This window comes from Kibdelosporangium aridum (assembly GCF_900176515.1).
Taxonomy (GTDB): Bacteria; Actinomycetota; Actinomycetes; order Mycobacteriales; family Pseudonocardiaceae; genus Kibdelosporangium; species Kibdelosporangium aridum.
Genome location: NZ_FWXV01000012.1, coordinates 154,978 through 172,968, shown reverse-complemented (window position 1 = coordinate 172,968; position 17,991 = coordinate 154,978). Strand labels below are relative to the sequence as shown.

At 65.6% G+C, this 17,991-nt stretch carries 21 protein-coding genes; 11 read left to right on the top strand and 10 right to left on the bottom strand.

The window, feature by feature from the left end:
• The first annotated feature begins 12 nt into the window (after positions 1 to 12).
• Together B9C43_RS45840 and B9C43_RS45835 are read left to right on the top strand one after the other, a co-directional pair.
• On the top strand, positions 13 to 1,407 hold the full coding sequence (locus tag B9C43_RS45840) for an alpha/beta hydrolase family protein (protein WP_084433630.1): 1,395 nt from the start codon (positions 13 to 15) through the stop codon (positions 1,405 to 1,407).
• Between the two features lie 179 nt (positions 1,408 to 1,586).
• Positions 1,587 to 1,976 (top strand): hypothetical protein, encoded by a 390-nt coding sequence (locus B9C43_RS45835; protein ID WP_084433629.1) that lies wholly within the window; start codon positions 1,587 to 1,589, stop codon positions 1,974 to 1,976.
• A 17-nt stretch (positions 1,977 to 1,993) separates the two neighbouring features.
• On the opposite strand, the gene B9C43_RS45830 is transcribed toward B9C43_RS45835, so the two are convergent.
• Positions 1,994 to 3,469 (bottom strand): flavin-containing monooxygenase, encoded by a 1,476-nt coding sequence (locus tag B9C43_RS45830; RefSeq protein ID WP_084433628.1) that lies wholly within the window; start codon positions 3,467 to 3,469, stop codon positions 1,994 to 1,996.
• Positions 3,466 to 3,762 (bottom strand): hypothetical protein, encoded by a 297-nt coding sequence (locus B9C43_RS59025; RefSeq protein WP_084433627.1) that lies wholly within the window; start codon positions 3,760 to 3,762, stop codon positions 3,466 to 3,468. The genes B9C43_RS45830 and B9C43_RS59025 overlap by 4 nt, the downstream gene beginning before the upstream one ends.
• Before the next feature lie 48 nt (positions 3,763 to 3,810).
• Between B9C43_RS59025 and B9C43_RS45820 the strand changes: the two genes are divergently transcribed.
• Positions 3,811 to 4,446 carry a TetR/AcrR family transcriptional regulator gene (locus B9C43_RS45820; protein WP_084433626.1) on the top strand — a complete coding sequence of 212 codons (636 nt, stop codon included), beginning with the start codon at positions 3,811 to 3,813 and terminating at the stop codon, positions 4,444 to 4,446.
• Here the strand turns inward: B9C43_RS45820 and B9C43_RS45815 are convergent.
• From B9C43_RS45815 to B9C43_RS45795, 5 genes are all read right to left on the bottom strand, one after another.
• Complete coding sequence (locus B9C43_RS45815; protein WP_084433625.1) at positions 4,415 to 5,560, bottom strand: RNA ligase RtcB family protein; 1,146 nt, start codon at positions 5,558 to 5,560, stop codon at positions 4,415 to 4,417. The genes B9C43_RS45820 and B9C43_RS45815 overlap by 32 nt on opposite strands.
• An 85-nt stretch (positions 5,561 to 5,645) precedes the next feature.
• The gene (locus B9C43_RS45810) at positions 5,646 to 6,662 is read right to left on the bottom strand and encodes a hypothetical protein (protein ID WP_084433624.1); all 1,017 of its coding nucleotides are present in this window, start codon (positions 6,660 to 6,662) and stop codon (positions 5,646 to 5,648) included.
• 182 nt (positions 6,663 to 6,844) lie between these two features.
• Positions 6,845 to 7,525 (bottom strand): alpha/beta fold hydrolase, encoded by a 681-nt coding sequence (locus B9C43_RS45805; protein ID WP_084433623.1) that lies wholly within the window; start codon positions 7,523 to 7,525, stop codon positions 6,845 to 6,847.
• A 48-nt stretch (positions 7,526 to 7,573) separates the two neighbouring features.
• Positions 7,574 to 8,401: a siderophore-interacting protein gene (locus B9C43_RS45800; RefSeq protein WP_084433622.1), complete on the bottom strand. Its 828-nt coding sequence runs from the start codon at positions 8,399 to 8,401 to the stop codon at positions 7,574 to 7,576.
• Positions 8,402 to 8,427: 26 nt separating this feature from the next.
• Complete coding sequence (locus B9C43_RS45795) at positions 8,428 to 8,670, bottom strand: hypothetical protein (protein WP_084433621.1); 243 nt, start codon at positions 8,668 to 8,670, stop codon at positions 8,428 to 8,430.
• Positions 8,671 to 8,849: 179 nt separating this feature from the next.
• Between B9C43_RS45795 and B9C43_RS45790 the strand changes: the two genes are divergently transcribed.
• Both B9C43_RS45790 and B9C43_RS45785 read left to right on the top strand, forming a co-directional pair.
• Positions 8,850 to 9,533, top strand: coding sequence for an ArsR/SmtB family transcription factor (locus B9C43_RS45790; RefSeq protein WP_084433620.1), 684 nt, complete (start codon positions 8,850 to 8,852; stop codon positions 9,531 to 9,533).
• Between the two features lie 89 nt (positions 9,534 to 9,622).
• Entirely contained in the window at positions 9,623 to 10,726 is a 1,104-nt protein-coding gene (locus B9C43_RS45785; RefSeq protein ID WP_084433619.1) for an AI-2E family transporter, read from the top strand.
• Position 10,727: 1 nt separating this feature from the next.
• On the opposite strand, the gene B9C43_RS45780 is transcribed toward B9C43_RS45785, so the two are convergent.
• Both B9C43_RS45780 and B9C43_RS45775 read right to left on the bottom strand, forming a co-directional pair.
• Positions 10,728 to 11,483, bottom strand: coding sequence for a peptidoglycan-binding domain-containing protein (locus B9C43_RS45780; protein ID WP_143447068.1), 756 nt, complete (start codon positions 11,481 to 11,483; stop codon positions 10,728 to 10,730).
• A 122-nt stretch (positions 11,484 to 11,605) separates the two neighbouring features.
• On the bottom strand, positions 11,606 to 12,295 hold the full coding sequence (locus B9C43_RS45775; protein WP_084433617.1) for a TetR/AcrR family transcriptional regulator: 690 nt from the start codon (positions 12,293 to 12,295) through the stop codon (positions 11,606 to 11,608).
• 121 nt (positions 12,296 to 12,416) lie between these two features.
• Between B9C43_RS45775 and B9C43_RS45770 the strand changes: the two genes are divergently transcribed.
• The 6 genes from B9C43_RS45770 to B9C43_RS45745 all read left to right on the top strand — a co-directional run bounded on the left by B9C43_RS45770 (position 12,417) and on the right by B9C43_RS45745 (position 17,268).
• The gene (locus B9C43_RS45770; protein ID WP_084433616.1) at positions 12,417 to 13,286 is read left to right on the top strand and encodes an SDR family NAD(P)-dependent oxidoreductase; all 870 of its coding nucleotides are present in this window, start codon (positions 12,417 to 12,419) and stop codon (positions 13,284 to 13,286) included.
• Positions 13,287 to 13,305: 19 nt separating this feature from the next.
• On the top strand, positions 13,306 to 13,683 hold the full coding sequence (locus B9C43_RS45765) for a hypothetical protein (RefSeq protein WP_084433615.1): 378 nt from the start codon (positions 13,306 to 13,308) through the stop codon (positions 13,681 to 13,683).
• A 167-nt stretch (positions 13,684 to 13,850) separates the two neighbouring features.
• Complete coding sequence (locus B9C43_RS45760) at positions 13,851 to 14,867, top strand: MBL fold metallo-hydrolase (RefSeq protein WP_160097172.1); 1,017 nt, start codon at positions 13,851 to 13,853, stop codon at positions 14,865 to 14,867.
• Positions 14,868 to 15,132: 265 nt separating this feature from the next.
• Positions 15,133 to 15,996, top strand: a complete 864-nt coding sequence (gene ccsB, locus B9C43_RS45755; RefSeq protein ID WP_084433613.1) for a c-type cytochrome biogenesis protein CcsB — start codon at positions 15,133 to 15,135, stop codon at positions 15,994 to 15,996.
• A gap of 25 nt (positions 15,997 to 16,021) precedes the next feature.
• Positions 16,022 to 16,387: a BlaI/MecI/CopY family transcriptional regulator gene (locus B9C43_RS45750; RefSeq protein WP_033387908.1), complete on the top strand. Its 366-nt coding sequence runs from the start codon at positions 16,022 to 16,024 to the stop codon at positions 16,385 to 16,387.
• Positions 16,384 to 17,268, top strand: a complete 885-nt coding sequence (locus B9C43_RS45745; RefSeq protein WP_084433612.1) for a M56 family metallopeptidase — start codon at positions 16,384 to 16,386, stop codon at positions 17,266 to 17,268. Before B9C43_RS45750 ends, B9C43_RS45745 begins: the two co-directional genes overlap by 4 nt.
• On the opposite strand, the gene B9C43_RS45740 is transcribed toward B9C43_RS45745, so the two are convergent.
• Positions 17,261 to 17,923, bottom strand: coding sequence for a GntR family transcriptional regulator (locus tag B9C43_RS45740; RefSeq protein WP_084433611.1), 663 nt, complete (start codon positions 17,921 to 17,923; stop codon positions 17,261 to 17,263). The two genes, B9C43_RS45745 and B9C43_RS45740, sit on opposite strands and share 8 nt — an antisense overlap.
• Positions 17,924 to 17,991: the final 68 nt, after the last annotated feature.

Below are 17,991 nucleotides of genomic sequence, written 5' to 3'. Positions count from 1 at the left end.
GGGCAGGGGACCATGCTGACCGGAAGGACCACGATGAAGAGCGTCATCGCCACCGCGCTGCTGACAGCGGCGCTGATCAGCGGCAGCGCGACAGCTGCGGCCGCCGAGGACTACCGGACCTACACCGGGTCGATCGACGGCGCCGCGTATCTCGTCAAGGTGCCGACGCGGTGGAACGGCGACCTTGTGCTCTACAGCCACGGATACTTCCCTCTCGGCTACGACCCTGGCCGGATCGCGCTGGCGAACCGGCCGGAGACCGAAGGATGGCTGCTCGAGCAGGGCTACGCGTTGGCCGCGTCGGACTACAAGGGACGGACGGGCGCGGCATACGAGCAGGGCCCACGGGATCAGCAGGCGTTACTCGACTGGTTCGGCAAGAACGTCCGGCAGCCGAAGCGGACGGTGGCGCTCGGCTCCTCGATGGGTGGCGCGCTGTCGATCATGCTCGCCGAGAAGTCGCCGCGGCGGTTCGCCGGAGTGGCGTCGCTGTGCGGGCCGATCGACCTGAACTCGGCGTGGAACGGCATCCTCGACGTCAGCTTCGCGCTGAAGACCTTGCTGGCACCGGACAAGAACATCGAACTGGTCCGGGTCACCAACCCGCAGCAGAGTGCCGAGCTGCTCCAGGCCGCGATCACGCAAGCGCTCACCACGCCAGAAGGACGCGCCAGGCTCGCGTTGGCAGGCGCGTTGGGCAATGTGCCGGGCTGGGTCACGGCGGACAAGCCGCGGTCGGCCGATGTGGCCGAACAGATCAGGCAGCAGGCGTTTCAGATCTCGCTGATCCACGTCAACACGTTCGGCCCGTTCGCTCGGGTGGACCTGGAACAGCGCGCAGGCGGGAACCCCTCGTGGAACACCGGGATCGACTACGCCCGCCAGCTCGCCCGGTCCGGTGAGCGCGAGTTGGTTCGCGAGGCATACCGTGCCGCTGGTATGGACCTGCACGCCGACCTGGCGGCTTTGGCCGCCGCACCACGCGTCGGCGCGGACCCGGCAGCCGCGGACTGGATGTCCCGGTTCGCCGTTCCGAGCGCCACAACGCCCACCCCTGTCCTGACCCTCCACAATGTCGCCGACTCCGCCGAACCGGGCAACGAGCGCTGGTACGCCCAGCAGGTCCGGCGCTCGGGCGAGCCGAACCGCCTGCGTCAGCTCTACGCCGACCGCCCAGGGCACTGCAGCTTCAGCTCCGCCGAGGAAATCGTCGTCCTTGAGGCCCTGTTCGACCGGATCGACACCGGACGCTGGCCGCACCTCGACCCGCGGCACCTCAACGCCGCCGCGGGCAAGTTCGGCGCCGACCACCACAAGGTGACGGACGTAGCGACGTTCAGAGACGTGCCTGCGGCTCCCGGTTTCGTCCGGTTCACACCGGATCCGCTGATGCGTCCGTCCCGTTAGGATCCTCGTGGGTGGTTGTCTGGGGTGTAATCCCGGACACCCACCCACGGGTTGTCAGCCTGCGGACTGATGACGGGTAACCCCATCGGTCTACGCGTCTTCACGCTCCAGGGCGACGCGTGCGGATCGGCCTCTCTCTACTGTCTGATGTGGAGTCTCGGTCAAGGAGAGATGGTTGAATGAAGGTCAGCATCGCGTTGGGCGCCACCGCCGTCATCGGAGTACTCGTCGGCGCGTCGGCGTGCTCGAATCCCAGCGGCAAGTCCTGGGCCATCACCTACGAGGTGAGTGACCAGGGCGGCGGCACGCTTTCCGAAGTCAGCTGGGCTGATTCGCCGGACCGCTACGAGGACAAGGTCGTCCAGCGCGAGATGGCCGGTCCGGTCGGCGTGCCCTGGAAACAGGATGTGGTGGTGACCGCAGGCCAGAAGGCCATAGTGACCGCCAAACCGACCGGGCGACTCAGGCTGACGTGCCGGATCCTGTTGGACGGCACGAAGGAACTCGCCAAGGCCACGGCGCCTGCGGCCGGGGACCCGGTCACCTGCGAGAAAGTCACTGACTCCTGATCACTGGGCGAACCGGGTCATGTCAGGACGTAGTCGTCGGGCGGAAAGCTGCCTGCCTCGCGGAAGGCGTTGACCGTTGAGGAAGGCCGCAGCAGCGTCGCTTCGCCGTGCGGGTTGAAGTAGTAGCTGTTGGCCGTGGCGCACTGGCCGAGGACGAACACCGAGTCGCCGAGCTTCTCGGTCATCCGGTCGAGGAACGCGTCGTTGGCTTCCTGCGTGACCTCGAACTCGGTGGCGCCGCGGCGGCGCATCGCGGTGAACAGGCGGTCGATGTGCCGCATCTGCGTTTCGATGGTGGTGAAATAGGACAGTCCGGAGTAGGAGTACGGGCTGTTGAGGGAGATGAAGTTCGGGAACTTCGGGATGGTGACGCCCTCGTATGCCTGGAACCGGTTGTCGCGCCACCACTTCCCGAGATTCCGGCCGCCCCGGCCGATGATCTCGAACGCGGGGAAATTGGCCTCCCACAAGTCGAAACCGGTCGCCAGGACCAGGACGTCGATATCGTGGCGCCGGTCATCGGCGGTGACGATCCCGCTCTCGTCGATCCGAGCGATCGACGTGGTCTCCAGGTTGACGTGGTCACGCGTGAACGCGCGGTAGTAGTCGTTGGAGAACGTAGGACGCTTGCAGCCGAACGAATATCCGGGCGTCAGCTTCCGCCGCAGTTCGGGGTCGCGAACCTGCCGCCGCAGGTGCGCGCGGCACCACAGCTCACCGATCCGGTTAGCCGCCCGAAGTTGCTTGTAATGCAAGACGCCGGACACCATCAGCAATTCGAGTACGGCAGTCCCGGCGAACCGCGCGATCCGTTGCGTGAGCGGGAGAGCGGCGAACGCGCGCCGCACGGCGGGCGGGACCGGGAAGTCCAGTTTGGGACTGACCCAGATCGGAGTGCGTTGGTACACCGTGAGTTCAGCGGCGACCTTCGCAACCTCGGGAATCAGCTGGACAGCGGTCGCGCCGGTACCGATCACCGCGACCCGTTGCCCGGTGAGGTCGTAGCCGTCATCCCAGTCGGCGGTGTGGATGATCTTGCCCGCGAACGTGTCGATCCCACCGATATCGGGCTTCTTCGGCTGGGACAGGAATCCTGTCGCGGTGAGCAGGTACTTCGCGGTCACGGTCGTATCGTCGCGACGCGAGATGGCCCAGTGGTCGGTGTCCCACACCGCACCGGTCACCACGGTGTTGAACCGCATGTATTGGCGCAGACGATATTTGTCGGCCACGTGTTCGGCGTAACGCTTGAGTTCCTGGCCCGGGGCGAACAGCCGCGACCAGTTCGGGTTCGGTTCGAACGAGTAGGAGTACGTAGCCGAGGGAATGTCGACGGCCAAGCCGGGGTAGTGGTTGACGTGCCACGTCCCGCCGAGGTCAGACTCGCGTTCGAGGATGAGCAGCTTGTCGTAGTCGAGCCGGGTGAGCTGGATCGCCGCACCCATACCGCCGAACCCCGCGCCGACAATGACTGCGTCGTAGTGCGCGCTCATGCTTCCTCCAAGCGGGTCGCGGCGGTCAGTCCGACAATCGCCAACTTGCTCGCGTTGTACACGGTCAACCCTGGCACCGGGCACTTCCCTGGGTAGCGAGTCATGCCTGTACTCCTTGCTGGGCGAAGGCCCGGGACACGGTCCGCGCCGGCGGAGGTCCCAACCAGGACATCGGCCGTCCGCGGGTCCCACTCCGCCTGGGAGTGCAGTGCGTCGAGGACCGCGGCGGTCCACGCGAACCCCAGCGTGCCGCCGCACCCGATCACCAACGCCCGTGCGGAACGGTGTGTCATTTACGGAACGATATGTCATTCTCCAGCGTACGGCAATATGCTGGGCCTATGACGACGGAGACGACGCCGGTCAGCCGGGCCGAACGGAAGAAGCAGGAACTGCGGCGCGAGATCATCGAGACCGCGTTCGACTGCTTCGCCGAACGCGGCTACCACGCCACCGGCATCGCCGACATCGCCACCCGGCTGGGCATCGGCCACGGCACCTTCTACCGGTACTTCCAGAACAAGCGCGATATTGTCGACCACGTCATCACCGACCTCGTCGAGACGGTGGTCGCCGCGCTCGCCGCCGAGAACGCTCCGGAAGCCGTGAGCAGCCTGGCCGAATATCGGGTGCAGAGTGCGCGGATCGGCGACGTGCTCGGCGTGATCCTTGGCGGCGATCCCCGCGTCGCCCGTTTCCTGCTGCTCGAAGCGGCGGGCATCGACGCCGAAATGCGCGAGCGCGTCCTGGACTTCTACGAGACCGCCGCCCAGTTGACGGCCGGATACCTGCACCACGGCGTCAACCTGGGATACCTGCACGCGGACCTCGACGTCGACTCGACCGCGCGCGCGATCAACGGAATGATCATCGCCGCCGTGCTCACGTCACTGCGCGATCCCGGACCTGATGCCCAGGCCCGGATGAGCAGCGCCATCCGTCGCGTCATGTACGACGGGATCGCCGTCCGCGCTTAGCCTCCGCGTAACCGACGTCGGGCGTCTTGTAGGTGACCAGCGGGAGCGTGGTGGCCACGGGCGTAGCCAGGTTGTGGTCGACGAGGTCGCCGATCACTTGCTCGATGCGCTTGTATGCCGTTGGCGCCTCTTCGAAGAGCAGTTGACGGTCACCGCACACCACCAACGATCCCACGGATGTGTTGCGCAGCTGCTCGACCGTGTGCTTGACCTTGCCTCGGCGCAGGGCATCCGCGCGCGACATCTTGCGGCCTGCGCCGTGTGCCACGGAATAGTTCGCATCCGGTCCGGCATGCGCGGCCACAAGGTAAGAATGGGTACCTCGGGTACCGGCGATCAGCACGTCGCGGCCGTCGCCCGGCGCAACTCCCTTGCGGTGCAGGTAAACTCCGTCGCGGATCTCGACCAGGTTGTGGCACTCGTCGACGATCGGCTCGGTCGGTTCGGTGCCGAGCGCATGGGCGACCCGAGCCGCCATCAGCCGCCGGTTGAGCGACCCCCAACGCACGGCATCGTCATGCATCGCAAGGTATGCGTCCGGATCAGGGGCGGGACCCGCGCCGTGCACCTCGGTGTGTGCCCGCAGGATCCGCTCACCAAGCCCACGGGATCCACTGTGGACGATCAGGACGAGGTCACCGGCGTCGAGACCGAGACGTTCGGCGTGGCCTGGCTCGAAGACAGTGTCGATCTTCGCCAGTTCGACGAAGTGGTTGCCTCGCCCCAACGTCCCGAGCCCGTCGACGTGACCGCCGGGGATGCCGCTGTGCACAACGGACCAAGCGGGATCGTCGGACTCTGGTGGGCTGTCGAGATCGGGGAACCGCCCGGCAAGCCGCGCGGGCACGGCCCGCTTGAGCTTGATGGGGAATACGGCAATGCCGCACCCGATGTCGGAGCCCACCAGGAACGGGTACAGCACGCGCGACGCCATCGCGGCGCCAATGGGGGCGCCCTTGCCGGGATGTAGATCCGGCATGGCGGCGACGTGCAGCATGCCGTCAAGGGCAGCCACCTGGTGGCATTGCGTGACGGCATCCGACTCGATCCAACTCGTGGGCGAGGCGAACACGGTGACAGTGGACTGCTTGGTAGACAAAGACGCTCTCTTCATAAGGGCATTGCGGCTCGATGAAACGGGGTGTTTCCGTCAGAACGTCATGGGTCTACCGTCTCGCAACCTGCCGCGTCGAGCAACCTTATTTGTAGTACTCGGCGAGGGCAGTGAACGCGGCCTTTGGTTCCCACCGCATGTCGGGATAGGTCGTGCCGTGGTGGCCGTCAAGGACTTTGACGATGGCGGGACTGGCCAGGTCGAGATCCTCCTGGGGCTGCGGCCGGTGGAAGAAGCCGTCGAGTGCGAAAAGGAAGACGAAGGTGCTGTCGATGCCGCCTTCGTCGAAGATCTCCAGCAGCTCACGGATATAACTGGCTTGGCCGGCTTCGTCGCGGACGTACTCGCCCTTCAACCGGATCGGTACGCCGGTGTCCTTGTCGTACTCGATGATCTCCATGAAACGAGCGCCGAGGTCGCCGGCTCCGCGGAAGGCCGCCGTGCCGAATTCGGTGATCGCGACCGGCTTGCCTTGTGCGACAAGGTTTCGGACGCCATCGGCGAACTGGTCCGCGACGTCCGCGGACCGGTACAGGTCCACGCTCATGATGTCGAAGAGTTCCCAGCGGACGCGCTCGAGCGGGATGGCGGCGTACGTGACCTTGCCGCCGAATCGTTCACGGACAAGCGGTACGGCCTTCTCGAGGAAGTCGTTGACGCGCGCACTGATCTCGCCGACCCGCTCGGCCAGCCGATCTCGCTGGGACAGCAGCAGTTCGAGCCGTTCTTCCTGTGTGTCACCGGACAGGAAGCCTTTGTTCATCAGGCTCAGCTCCGCGCCGACGACGAACACGACCTCGGCTCCACGCTGCCGGAGCTGTTCCGCGCGCTCGGCGCAGTCGGCGAACAGTGCCAGCATCTCGTCGGTGGTCAGCTCAAGGGGGTAAGGCGAGAACCAGACCTCCATGCCGAGGTCGGCGGCGATGGTCGCGGCCTGCGCCAACCGTTCGGCGTTGCCGCCGGTGATGCGGACCGCGTCGCAGTGCAGGTCGTCACGGATGATGCGGAGCTCGCGCTTGACCACCTCCAGGTCGAAGCTTTCGCGGGAGATCCCGCCGTTGCGGACAAAACCGGTGTCGTAAGTGATGCCTTTGGCTCGCATGGAGCCAGGCTAGGCAGAAACCTGCGTGCGCGCAAGTTTGCGTGTACGCAAATCGCCGGATTGCGCAGCCCGACCGTGGCGAGATCAGCGTGCTCGGGTTCGACCCGCTGCGGGATCGCAAGAGGTGACCCGCCGGGGGTGGGATCCAGCTGCAAGACGTGGCGAGGCCTGTGCAGGTGGTGTTACGCCGCCGACTGATGGATCTGCTCGGCCAGCAGGCGCGGCTGGGTGATCATCGGCCAGTGGCCCGAGTCGATGTCGGTGAACTCGACGTGTTTCGCCTTGGCGAGCTCGGGTATCTGCCCGGCGCTGATCCACTGCTGAGCAACGGCTGGGCTGAATTCCGGGCATATGACCACGATCGGAACGTCGAACCGCCGCTCGTCCGCCAGCCGTACCACGCCCTTGGTCACGCCTTCGGGCACGGGAATCGCGGCGGAAGCGAAGCGGCGCTTGGCTTCCTCGTCCAGGTCGGCGGAGTCCGGTCCCTCGAAGGCGGCCCAGCCGGGGAAGGGCATGACACCGTCGGTCGGCTCGAAGAAGTCGGCGTAGGGCGTTCCGTCGGAGGCTGGGAACCCGCCGATCATGACGACTTTGGTGACCTTGTCCGGCCGTGCGTCCGCAGCCAACCACGCCAGGGTGCAGGCCGCGGAATGCCCCACGACCAAGGGTTTCCCTGGCGATGCGTCGACTGCGGCGAGCACTGCTGACACCTGGTCGTCGAGGGTGGCGGACGTGGATCCGTCGCCCTGCCCTGGAAGTGTCAGCGCCACCGGGCGGTGGCCGAGTTCTTCCAGTGCGGGAACGACTTCGTCCCACGCGGATCCGTCCAGCCACAGTCCTCCGACGAGCAGGATGTCCATGGTTGTTGCCTTTCTCCAGCAGACGGATCGTCCACCGACCCTAGCGGGCTAGGCGCCTTGCTCCGCTTCGACCTGCTGGTTCCACTCGCGTTTGCTGGACTGCCAGCCGTCCTCGTTCATGCCCTGGCGCCAGTAACCCGAAATGGACAGCTGGGACATCGGGATCTCGCGCTCGACGCGGAGGTAGCGGCGGAGCTCTTTGACGAAGTTCGCTTCACCGTGCACGAACGCCTGCAGCCGGCCTGACGGGAAGTCCAGTTCCCTGACCGCGGACACCAGTTGTCGGCCGATGGGTTGGTCGGCGCGGTACAGCCACTTGATGTCCGCGTCGCTCGGTGTCTCCAGTTTCTGCACCTCGTCGGCGTCAGAGACCTCGATGAACGCCTTCACCTGCGCGCCGGACGGCATCGCCTCCAACGCCGCCGCGATCGCGGGCAGTGCGCTCTCGTCACCGGCGAGAAGGTGCCAGTCCGCCTGGGCGTCCGGTGCGTAACCGCCGCCAGGACCCATGAACCGGACGAGGTCGCCGGGCTTGGCCTGCGTCGCCCACGGGCCCGCCACACCGGCGTCGCCGTGCACGACGAAGTCCACCCACATCTCCGGGATTTCGGGCACCCAGCGGCGGATCGTGTACGTGCGGATGACCGGCCAGGTCTCGGCTGGCATGGTCTCCCGGATGGCACCGACGTCGAAAGGCTCCGGATAGGTCGCGCCCGGCGGCGCGAAGAGGATCTTGATGTAGTGGTCGGTGTACTCGCCGATACTCAGCTCGGCCAGGTCACCACCGGTCAAGACCACTCGCACCATGTGTGGTGTGAGCTGCTCCACGCGGGAGACCACACCCGTTCTCGCCTTGCGGCCACGCCGTTCTGCCATGTCTACAACGTACGCGGGCCGGGCGGTCAGTGCAGGACCTTGAGCCCGGCGACGCCCGCGACGATAAGCACTAGCAATTCGCCCACCCGCCGGGAGATCGACCCGGCACCGAGCACCACGAGAACGACGATTCCCGCGCCGCGTAACAAATCATGGGGCAGGCTCAGCGAGTTGAGCACGATCGAGCCGAACAACGTGGTCAGCCCGAAGCTGAGCACCAGTCCCGCCACGACCAGATCCGGCTTACGCCTGCCCGCGCTGGTCAGCACGGGCAGGACACAGGGGGAGACGCTCGTGACGATGCCGGCGAGCAGCCCGGCGACCGGGATGAGCCCGTGTTTGTTTCCGCTGACATTCGGTCGGCGTCATCGCGGTGGAGGGCCGGTCTTTGTGCCTGCGCGCGATCGTTCGGTGCTGGCCGACATGTTCCGGTCGTACGCTCCAGGTCATGGACACCATGAACTTGTCCGAGGTTGCTGCGCTTCTCGCGGACTCGACGAGGGCCACGATGTGCGTGGCGATGCTGGATGGGCGTGCGTGGACCGTGGGAGAACTGGCCAAAGCGTGCAAAGTGGCGCCGTCGACGGCCAGTGAGCATGTCGAGAAGTTGCGTGGCGGCGATTTCGTTGCCACTGTGCGGCAAGGGCGGCATTCCTATGTTCGATTGGCCAGTCCGCACGTTGCCGAGTTGGTGGAGCGCTTGGCCGAACACGCCGAACGGCGCCCTGTTCACGGACTGTCCGCCTCCGTGCGTGCGAGGCGACTGGCTGCCGCGCGAACTTGCTATGACCACTTGGCTGGTGCTCTCGGCGTCGCCATTCGAGACGGGATGGCGGCAAAGCGTTTGCTGGACACGTCTTCGGGGCTCAGCCTCACCCGCGCTGGTCACACTGTCCTGCGCCAGTTGGGTGTTGTCGCACCCGAAACCACACGGCCAATGTTGCGCGACTGTCTGGATTGGACGGAGCGGCGTGAACACCTCAGTGGCGCCCTTCCCGCCGCACTGCTGGGGAAGGCGTTGGGCGACGGCTGGCTTGAACGTCGTCCCGATCGAGGAATCGTTGTGCGCCCATCGGCCGCCCAACCGCTGGAGATGCTGGGTGTCGACAGCGATCGATTCTTGACGAAGTGAGAACCCTGCTCGGATAGCCCCGCTATCCATTGGTCGCTGATCGCCGCGTACAGCAGCGTCCCGTGGCTCTGGATGTCTAAAGTGACCGAATGCGCGTGACGCTGAACGCCACGAAGACCCGGACTGCGCTGCGCTCGGCCGCGCGCATCTCCCTGGACATGTTGCTGATCCTGCTGATGACCGCGGCGGCGCTGTGGATCCTCGGCTGGATGTGGCCGGTCATCTGGCCACTGGTGATCGGACTGCTGCTCGCCACGCTCACGTGGCCGATGACCCGGTTCCTGCGTCGGCGCGGATGGCGGCCCGCGCTGGCCGCGTCGACGGTCACCCTCACGTTCATATTGGGCTCGCTGGGCACGATCGCGCTGATCGCCGTGCCGGTCGCGGCCCAGGCCGACGAGCTGACGGCCGGTGTGATCGACGGCATCGAGCAGTTGCGGAAGTGGGCGTCCGGGCCGCCGCTGAACATCGGCGACGATCAAGTCAGCCAAGCGCTCGACTCCGCGGTCGCCCGGGTGCAAGGCAGCATCGGCAGCATTCTCTCGGCCACTGTCTCCGGGGTCGGCGCGGTGGCCAACGGCGTGATCACAGCCGTGCTCGCGTTGTTCCTGATGTTCTTCTTCCTCAAGGACGGCCCGCGGTTCCTGCCGTGGCTGACCCGCCAGCTGCCCGGTCGCCTGGCCACGGACGTCCCGGCCGTGGCGGAGCGTTGCTGGGAAACGCTCGGCTCGTTCGTACGGTCCCAGGCGTTCGTCGGCCTGCTGGACGCCGTGTTCATCGGTCTTGGCCTGTGGATTGTGGGCGTACCCCTGGTGCTTCCGTTGGCAGTGCTGACTTTCGTCGCGGCCTTCGTGCCTATCGTCGGTGCGCTGTTCGCGGGTTTCGTCGCGGTGCTGATCGCGTTGGTGTCCAACGGCCCGACGGATGCGTTGATCGTCCTCGCGATCATCGTGGTGGTGCAGCAGCTGGAAGGAAACGTGTTCCAGCCCATGCTGCAAAGCCGCAGCCTCGGCCTGCATGCCGGTGTGGTGCTGCTGGCGGTCACGCTCGGCGGCAGCCTGGCCGGTATCACCGGCAGCCTGGTCGCCGTGCCGATCGCCGCCATGATCGCGGTGATCTGGAGCTATCTGCGCGAGCAGCTCAGCGATCCGGTGCAGGAACCCACGCCCGTCGCGACAACCGACTCCGCGTAGGTCACGCCTGGCAGCGGCTTGACTTGTCAGGGGTGAAGGTCAGCGGCACCTGCGAGGCATCGGGACGTGTCAGCGTGATGCGCAGGCACGCATGCTGCTGGGACGCGTTGGCCAGCGCGGTCTTGACGCGTGCGGCGTAGTGGTCCGCGACGACCTGGCACACGACGGCGGCGAAGAGAACCTTGAGCTGGGCGCACGCGGTGCGGAGGATCGCTGTGGACACGGCGGTGGCCGCCAGCGGGCGCTCGGCGATCAAGCCTGCGTATTTTCGCGTGGTGGTACGGCTCAGGTAAATCGAGCATCGCGTGTTTGTGCACGGGTCGGTTGAGAAAATGGGCTCCGGAATGTCCGGCTGTTGCGGCGGGCCCAGTAGTGCGTCGCGGGTCTTGGGACCGAAGATGCCCACTGGTGGATCTATGCTCCGGCTGCGCTGGAAGGCTTTCACGTTCGCTTCGGTTCGATCGGCGAATATGCCGGTCAGTTGCTGGTCGTAGCCGAGGCTTTGTAACTTTTTCTGTAGTTCGCGCACACATTTGTTCCCGTCGACCGGATCACGCTGGCCGCGCTTGAGTATGGGGCATTTGCGCAGGAGATCCGCTGGTTCGGCGGTGCTGCTGGCGTCCGCCGTCCCGGTCGACGGGTTGTCCGCGGGCGCGAGGAACGACAAGAGGGCAAGGCTCACCACCACCATGATTATTCTGAACACGTCGAGCCCCGCCCCTCGTTCGCCTGTGAAAGCCGATACCGCAAGGCTCACAGTTCGATGTGCCGGTGTCAACGTGGATAAGGTTCCACCGGAAAGGCTTTATTTGTGCGAAGTATTTGACGTTTTTCGGTTCGGTGTTCCGCGTAATTGCGAAGAATGCTGGTCGGCCGGATCTACCTCGTCCGCTCGCCGTTGAGGTGAACCAAACCGGTCATCAGGACTTGCAGATCGCGGCTGAACGTCTCGGCGAAATCGACGTGCGAGGCGGCCAGCCGGGGATCGTCGATCGCCTCGAGCACCGCGGGACCGGGGTTCGCGAACGGCCAGAGGCCGACGATGACGACGACTGAGGCCCTGACGAGTTCGTTTGCAGCCGCGTCGTCGAGGAAAGGCAGGCGCTCGGTGATCATGCCGGCCAACCTGAGCATGTGTTCTCGGTTCGCGAGCTTGAATTCCCGGATCACCGCGGGGGATACGTTGCGCTCCAGTACCGAGGCGAGCATGCTCCACAACTCGCACAACATCGGTCGCTCGGCCAACGAGCGCGCCCACGTGTCAGCGATCCGCGATACCAAGTCGTCCGGGCTGGATCCTGGCCGGGGCAGGCGTCGCTCGAGTTCGTCGAGCCACTCTTGCCGCGCTCGCTGCAGCAGCTCGAGGAAGAGTGCCTCGCGCGTCTCGTAGTACCGGATGATCCCGGACTTCGAGCCGCCAAGCCGCCTGGCGATCTCGCGCAGGCTGACGTCCTGTGCGGGCTGTTCGGCCAGCAGTTCCTGTGCCGCGTCGAGGATCGCCTTGCGGCGCACCTCGCGCTGTTCCGGCCGCCTGGCCCGCTGAAAGCCGTGCTCAGGTGCTGAATGCACGACGCCTCCCGAACTGTCTGATGGACCACGTTCAACGATAACAGTCCACTGGCCGCTTGTTACGAGTCCAGTGGACTGTTACCTTGAATTAAGGGGCCAGTGGACGCGTAAAGGAGGAGTTGTGAGCAAGGTGATCGTCGTGACCGGCACGGCGAGCGGGATGGGCAAGGCCACTGTGGACAAGTTCGCCGCCGAGGGCTGGAACGTGGTCGCGACCGTGCGCAAGGAAGCTGATTTGACGGTGCACGAAGGCAATCCGCGGGTGAAGACGCTACTGCTCGACGTTGACGACGAACAGGCCGCGCCCGCTTTCGCGCAGCAAGCGCTTGGGCAGTTCGGCCGGGTGGACGCGTTGGTCAACAACGCCGGCTACTACCAGATGGGGCCGATCGAATCGACCAGCCTCGACCAGATCCACCGGCAGTTCCAGACCAACGTCTTCGGGCTGATCGCGGTGACCAAGGCGTTCCTGCCGCACTTCCGCCGGCAACGGTCGGGCGTGATCGTCAACATCTCGTCGCTGACCGCCGAGCAGGGATATCCGTACAGCGCCGCCTATGCCGCGTCCAAGGCTGCCGTTGCCACCTTCAGCGAAGGGCTGAGTATGGAGATGGCCGAGTTCGGTGTCGTCGTGCGGGCGATCATCCCTGGACAGCACGCGACCAGGATCTTCACCAAGATCGACGTGGCCTCCGGCATCGACGAGGAATACCAGCCGGGGATCGAGTCATTCTTCGCCGCCACCCCGTTGACCGGGTCCTTGCCGCACGTCACCGCGGACGTGATCTACCAGGCCGTGGTGGACCCGCAGACCACGCGCGTGCGGTACTACTCGGGCCCCGACTCGACGGCCATTCCCGAGGCGAAGCGGATCCTCGGCCCGCAGCAGTACTGGGAAGAGTTCCGCCAGGCCGCCGTCGGCAGGCCGAGCGCACTGTTCCGAACCCTTGTCCCCGTACCGGGTCCAGAGCCGCTGGAACGAGAAGTCTGAACTGTCGAAGAGAGTTGTGATGTCTGGCCCATTCATCTTCATCGCCACCAACAAGGTCCGGGCAGGCAAGCTGGCGGACGAGAGGGACCGCGTACCCGGCTGGGTGCGGTACATCGAGGAGCGTGAGCCGCGCACGATCGGCTTTCACGAGTACCGCAGCGAGGACGGCACTGAGGTGGAGTACATCCAGATCCATCCGGACACCGACTCGTTCGAGCACCACCTGCGCGTGGTCGCGGAGTCTGATCTGTCCTACAAGGACACGCTGGAGGGTACGACCAGCATCCGCATCTACGGGCAGCCGTCCGAGGCGATCCTCGAAATGCTCAAGCAGCAAGCCGGTGCCGGTATCCCGGTCACTGTCCTGCCCGAACACTTCGGCGGTTTCACCCGGTAACTGAACGCCGATCAAAAGGCCCATTGGTGATCATCGCCAACGGGCCTTTTTGTATTCCGTTCAGTTGATGGCGGTGAAGGAGTCTCTGACCTGGGAGAGTTGACCGCCCCAACGCCTACATGTATACAGATACATGTATTGATAATGAAGTGCGAAGGAGTGTCGCCATGTCCGATCGGTTGACTCGGCGAGGAATGCTCGCCTTCGGTGCTGCGGCAGGCTTGGGCGCGACCGCGCTCGCCGGCTCGGCGTACGCACAGACCACGACACCAGCGCCGAAGTTCCTCCCGTTACCGCTGGAGGCCAAGCCGCGTCCAGTGCCAGCCGAGGGCTACATCCTCGACCGCATCGGCGATGCGATGTACGCCGTCACCGCGGGCGGCAACCAGACACCGTTCGTCGTCACGCGCACAGGAGTGGTCCTGATCGACGCACCGCCGAGCCTGGCCACGGTGCTGCCATCCGCTATCCGCCGGGTCACCGACAAGCCTGTGACGCACGTGATCTACAGCCACAGCCACGCCGACCACATCGCTGGTGCGGCCGCGTTCGGCGACGTGTTCCGCATCGCGCATGAGGAGACCGCCAGAACTATCCGGGTCGCCCGGGACCCGAACCGGCCGATGCCGACCGTGACATTCCGCGACCGCTACCGCCTCAACGTCGGCGGCCAGCACTTCGAGCTGTCCTATCCGGGGGTGAACCACGAGGCAGGCAACATCATCATCCATGTGCCGCAGCAGCGGGCCGCGGTGATGATGGACGTCGTGATCCCTGGCTGGGCGCCGTTCCTGAACTGGGGCACCGCCGACAGCGTCCCCGGAATCCTGACTGCCCACGACGGACTGGCCAAGCTGCCGATCGAGACGTTCGTCGGCGGGCATATCCACCGGCTGGGCACCCCGCGGGACATCAAGGACTCGCGCGACTTCAGCTACGACCTGTGGCACACCACCCAGCGCGCAGTCGCCGAGACCAGGATCGGCGACTACTTCGCCCAGGTCGAGCCGGGCCACCAGTGGGGCGCGTTCAAGCTGCACTACCAGGCGATCGCCGACCGTGTGGAACCGGAGATGATCCAGCGCTGGGGCGACAAGCTCGCCGGCGTCGACATCTGGACGCGCGACAACGCGACCACCATCGCGGTGTCGCTGCTGCTCGACGCACCCCGCAACGTCCAGTGACTCCTTGACGCACCGGGTGAAGCGCAGGCGACCATCGGATCCGCGAGGTCGTTCCGTCTGCTGTGCCGGTGGTGACGGAGGATGTGCTTGAGCTGGCCGGTGGCCAAACTCTGCTGGGCATGGCCGCTACCGGGACCGTCACGCTGCGGCCGCCGGTTCCTGGCAGGCGGTAAATCGTCTCTGCCGATGGCGCCGTGAGCGCCGACTACTACACGTTGTAGGATTACGCGTCGTAGTACTCGCGGCGTCCCTCGGAGATGCGACCATGGCAGTGGTGAGTGACTGGTTGTTCACCAGCGCGATCGGCATTTACATGCTGGCAGCGTTTCTCTACGCGGCCGAGTACGTGCTGGCGCGCCGCCCGGTCGCGGCTGGGCGGGTTGCCTCGGCTCGCAGGCCGAGGGAACGCGTTGAGCGCATGGGATTGTCGATGACGGTTCTCGGCGCTGGTGTGCACGCCTCTTCGGTAGTCCTTCGTGGACTGTCGGTAGGGCGTTTGCCGTGGGGCAACATGTACGAGTACCTGTCGGCTGTTGGTTTGGCGGCAGTGCTGACGTGGTTGTACGTCGTGCGCAGGCATCGGCCGGAGCGGGTGGCGGTTTTCGTGGTGCTACCGGTCGCGCTGCTGTTGTTCGTCGCTGGGAATTTCCTGTACACCGAGGCTGCCGGGTTGCAGCCGGCGTTGCGGTCGTACTGGATCGCCATCCATGTCGCCGCCGCGGTGCTGGCCAGTGGTGTCTTCCTGGTGTCCGGTGTGACCAGCGCTCTGCATCTGGTCAGCGAATACCGGCCGGAGCGGCGGGTCAGGCTGCCGCAGCCGCAGTTCCTGGACAAACTGGCCTACCGCAGCGGTGTTTTCGGGTTCGTCACGCTGACGTTCGCGATCATCAGCGGTGCGATCTGGGCCGAGGCCGCGTGGGGCCGGTTCTGGGGCTGGGATCCGAAAGAGACGGTCGCGTTCGTCTCGTGGGTCTGCTACGCCGCCTACTTGCACGCCAGGTCGACCTCGGGGTGGCGCACGCGACGGGCGTCGTGGGTGAACATCGCGGGACTGGTGATCGTGTTGTTCAACCTGTTCTTCGTCAACCTGGTGGCTGTCGGTCTGCACTCATACGCTGGCGTGCAATGACTACGACGGCTAGTAGTATTGCGTCATGAACACGCTTGGCGAGCTCGAGCGGGCCGTGATGGAAGTGCTCTGGGACCGGCCGGAGCCGGTGGCTGTCCGCGATGTCGCCCGTGCCCTTGCTGACCGTGATCTCGCCTATACGACAGTCATGACAGTGCTGAACAGGTTGACCAAGAAAGGCTTTGTGCAGCGGCACCTGGACGGCCGGGCGTGGTACTACCGGCCGACCGAGAGCCGCGAGAGCTACATCGCCCACCTGATGCTGGACGCCTTGTCCCTCACTGGCGATCGCGACGCCGCGTTGACGCACTTCGTCCGTTCGGTCAGCACGCCGGAAGCGCGAGTGATCAGCGAAGCGTTGGCGGAGAAGCAGCGCAAGGGCAAGAAATGAACGCAGCGCTGCACTTGGTGATCACCCTCGTGATCTGCACCTGTGCGATCGGGCCGTTGGCGCGGGCGCAATGGGTGTGGCGTGCTCCTCGCGTCGGTATCGCGCTGTGGCAGATGCTCACGTTGACATGGCTGCTCTGCGGGGTCGGTACGTTGGTCGCGATTGGACTGGCGCCCTACGGCAAGGACATCCCGCAAGCGTTTGGTCAATGGCTCGGCACCGAGCCCGCCGAGGGATTCACCACCCTGCACCTTGCCATGCTCGTCGCCGGTATCGGGCTCACTGTCGCTGTGCTGGCCGCGTTGGCGGTGTCGTGGATCAGCGTGTCACGTCTCCGCCGCAGACACCGCGACCTGCTGGGACTGGTCGCGCGCCAGGATGCCGCGGCGCCTGGGGCGTTGATCCTGGATCACCCGTTGGCCGTGGCTTACTGCCTGCCTGGGATCCGCGGCAAGGTCGTACTCAGTTCCGGTGCGCTGAAATCACTGACTCCGGATCAATTGGCCGCCGTTCTGGCCCACGAGCAAACACACATGCGGGAACGTCACGACCTTGTGCTACTGCCTTTCGCCGCTTTGCGCCGTCTCGCGCCAAGAAGCCGCATGGTCAGCCGCGCCGTCGAGGCCGTGGCTCTGCTTGTGGAGATGCGAGCTGACGAAGGTGCCTGCGAGCGGCAGCAACCCACGTCACTGGCGTCAGCGTTGAGCCGGTTCGGCGCGGTCAGTCCGCCGCCCGGCGCGCTGGGCGTGAACGAAGCCGTCTTGGCGCGCATCGAACGAATCACCCATCACCGGCGCCCGTTGCCGATCACAACCCGATGGTTGGCCTTGGTCACCGGCTTGGTGCTGGTCTCAACACCGTTGAGTTTCCTCGTTATCTGATGTCCTTGGTGAGCACTTCGAAGGCACGACGGCGATGCACAGCGAAAAGCTCAAGGGCCGCCTCGGTGTCACGGGCGCGTAGGGCTGCGACGAGTTCACGGTGCTCGTCGGGAATCGTCGACAGGTAGTCGTCGGAGTTGAGGCCGACGCGGGTCAACAGGAACAGATGAACCTGCGAGCGAATCGCGTACCAGGCGTCCTGGAGGCGTTGGTGGTGCGCGGCGGCGTAAACGGCGTCGTGGAATTCGATGTCGCAACGCACCATCTCGTGCTCGTCCGCGGCGCGTTCCATTCGTCGAGCCGCGTCCTCAATCGCCGTGATGTCCGCTTCGGAGGCGTGGGCGATGACATGACCTACGGCGAGATGCTCAAGCGCACCGCGCAAGCTGTCCAATTCGGACACGTCTTGCCTCGACAAGGTCGTCACGGTCGACCCGCGGTGCCACTCACTGCGGACAAGGCCTTCGCGTTCCAGCCGGAGCAGGGCTTCGCGCACCGGGCCGCGGCTCACGCCCAGTGCCTCGGCCAGTTCCACTTCGCGCAGCTGGCTCCCTGGCGGGTAGGCGCCGCTGAAAACGGCATCCCGGATCCGGTCCGCGACCTCGTCAGCCAGGCCCCGGCGCCGGGCTGGAGCGACCTTGCCGTGCTCAGCCATGTCGCAATGTTAACAAGGCTACTTCGGTGGCGAAGAGACGACAGCCTGAGCGTCGACCGTCGTTGCGA

What these genes read in the sequence shown, in the direction of transcription:
- B9C43_RS45840 (WP_084433630.1), top strand. Translation starts at nt 13, where the DNA reads ATGCTGACCGGAAGGACCACGATGAAGAGCGTCATCGCCACCGCGCTG.
- B9C43_RS45835 (WP_084433629.1), top strand. Translation starts at nt 1,587, where the DNA reads ATGAAGGTCAGCATCGCGTTGGGCGCCACCGCCGTCATCGGAGTACTC.
- B9C43_RS45830 (WP_084433628.1), bottom strand. Translation starts at nt 3,469, where the DNA reads ATGAGCGCGCACTACGACGCAGTCATTGTCGGCGCGGGGTTCGGCGGT.
- B9C43_RS59025 (WP_084433627.1), bottom strand. Translation starts at nt 3,762, where the DNA reads ATGACACACCGTTCCGCACGGGCGTTGGTGATCGGGTGCGGCGGCACG.
- B9C43_RS45820 (WP_084433626.1), top strand. Translation starts at nt 3,811, where the DNA reads ATGACGACGGAGACGACGCCGGTCAGCCGGGCCGAACGGAAGAAGCAG.
- B9C43_RS45815 (WP_084433625.1), bottom strand. Translation starts at nt 5,560, where the DNA reads ATGAAGAGAGCGTCTTTGTCTACCAAGCAGTCCACTGTCACCGTGTTC.
- B9C43_RS45810 (WP_084433624.1), bottom strand. Translation starts at nt 6,662, where the DNA reads ATGCGAGCCAAAGGCATCACTTACGACACCGGTTTTGTCCGCAACGGC.
- B9C43_RS45805 (WP_084433623.1), bottom strand. Translation starts at nt 7,525, where the DNA reads ATGGACATCCTGCTCGTCGGAGGACTGTGGCTGGACGGATCCGCGTGG.
- B9C43_RS45800 (WP_084433622.1), bottom strand. Translation starts at nt 8,401, where the DNA reads ATGGCAGAACGGCGTGGCCGCAAGGCGAGAACGGGTGTGGTCTCCCGC.
- B9C43_RS45790 (WP_084433620.1), top strand. Translation starts at nt 8,850, where the DNA reads ATGGACACCATGAACTTGTCCGAGGTTGCTGCGCTTCTCGCGGACTCG.
- B9C43_RS45785 (WP_084433619.1), top strand. Translation starts at nt 9,623, where the DNA reads ATGCGCGTGACGCTGAACGCCACGAAGACCCGGACTGCGCTGCGCTCG.
- B9C43_RS45765 (WP_084433615.1), top strand. Translation starts at nt 13,306, where the DNA reads ATGTCTGGCCCATTCATCTTCATCGCCACCAACAAGGTCCGGGCAGGC.
- B9C43_RS45760 (WP_160097172.1), top strand. Translation starts at nt 13,851, where the DNA reads ATGTCCGATCGGTTGACTCGGCGAGGAATGCTCGCCTTCGGTGCTGCG.
- ccsB (WP_084433613.1), top strand. Translation starts at nt 15,133, where the DNA reads ATGGCAGTGGTGAGTGACTGGTTGTTCACCAGCGCGATCGGCATTTAC.
- B9C43_RS45750 (WP_033387908.1), top strand. Translation starts at nt 16,022, where the DNA reads ATGAACACGCTTGGCGAGCTCGAGCGGGCCGTGATGGAAGTGCTCTGG.
- B9C43_RS45745 (WP_084433612.1), top strand. Translation starts at nt 16,384, where the DNA reads ATGAACGCAGCGCTGCACTTGGTGATCACCCTCGTGATCTGCACCTGT.
- B9C43_RS45740 (WP_084433611.1), bottom strand. Translation starts at nt 17,923, where the DNA reads ATGGCTGAGCACGGCAAGGTCGCTCCAGCCCGGCGCCGGGGCCTGGCT.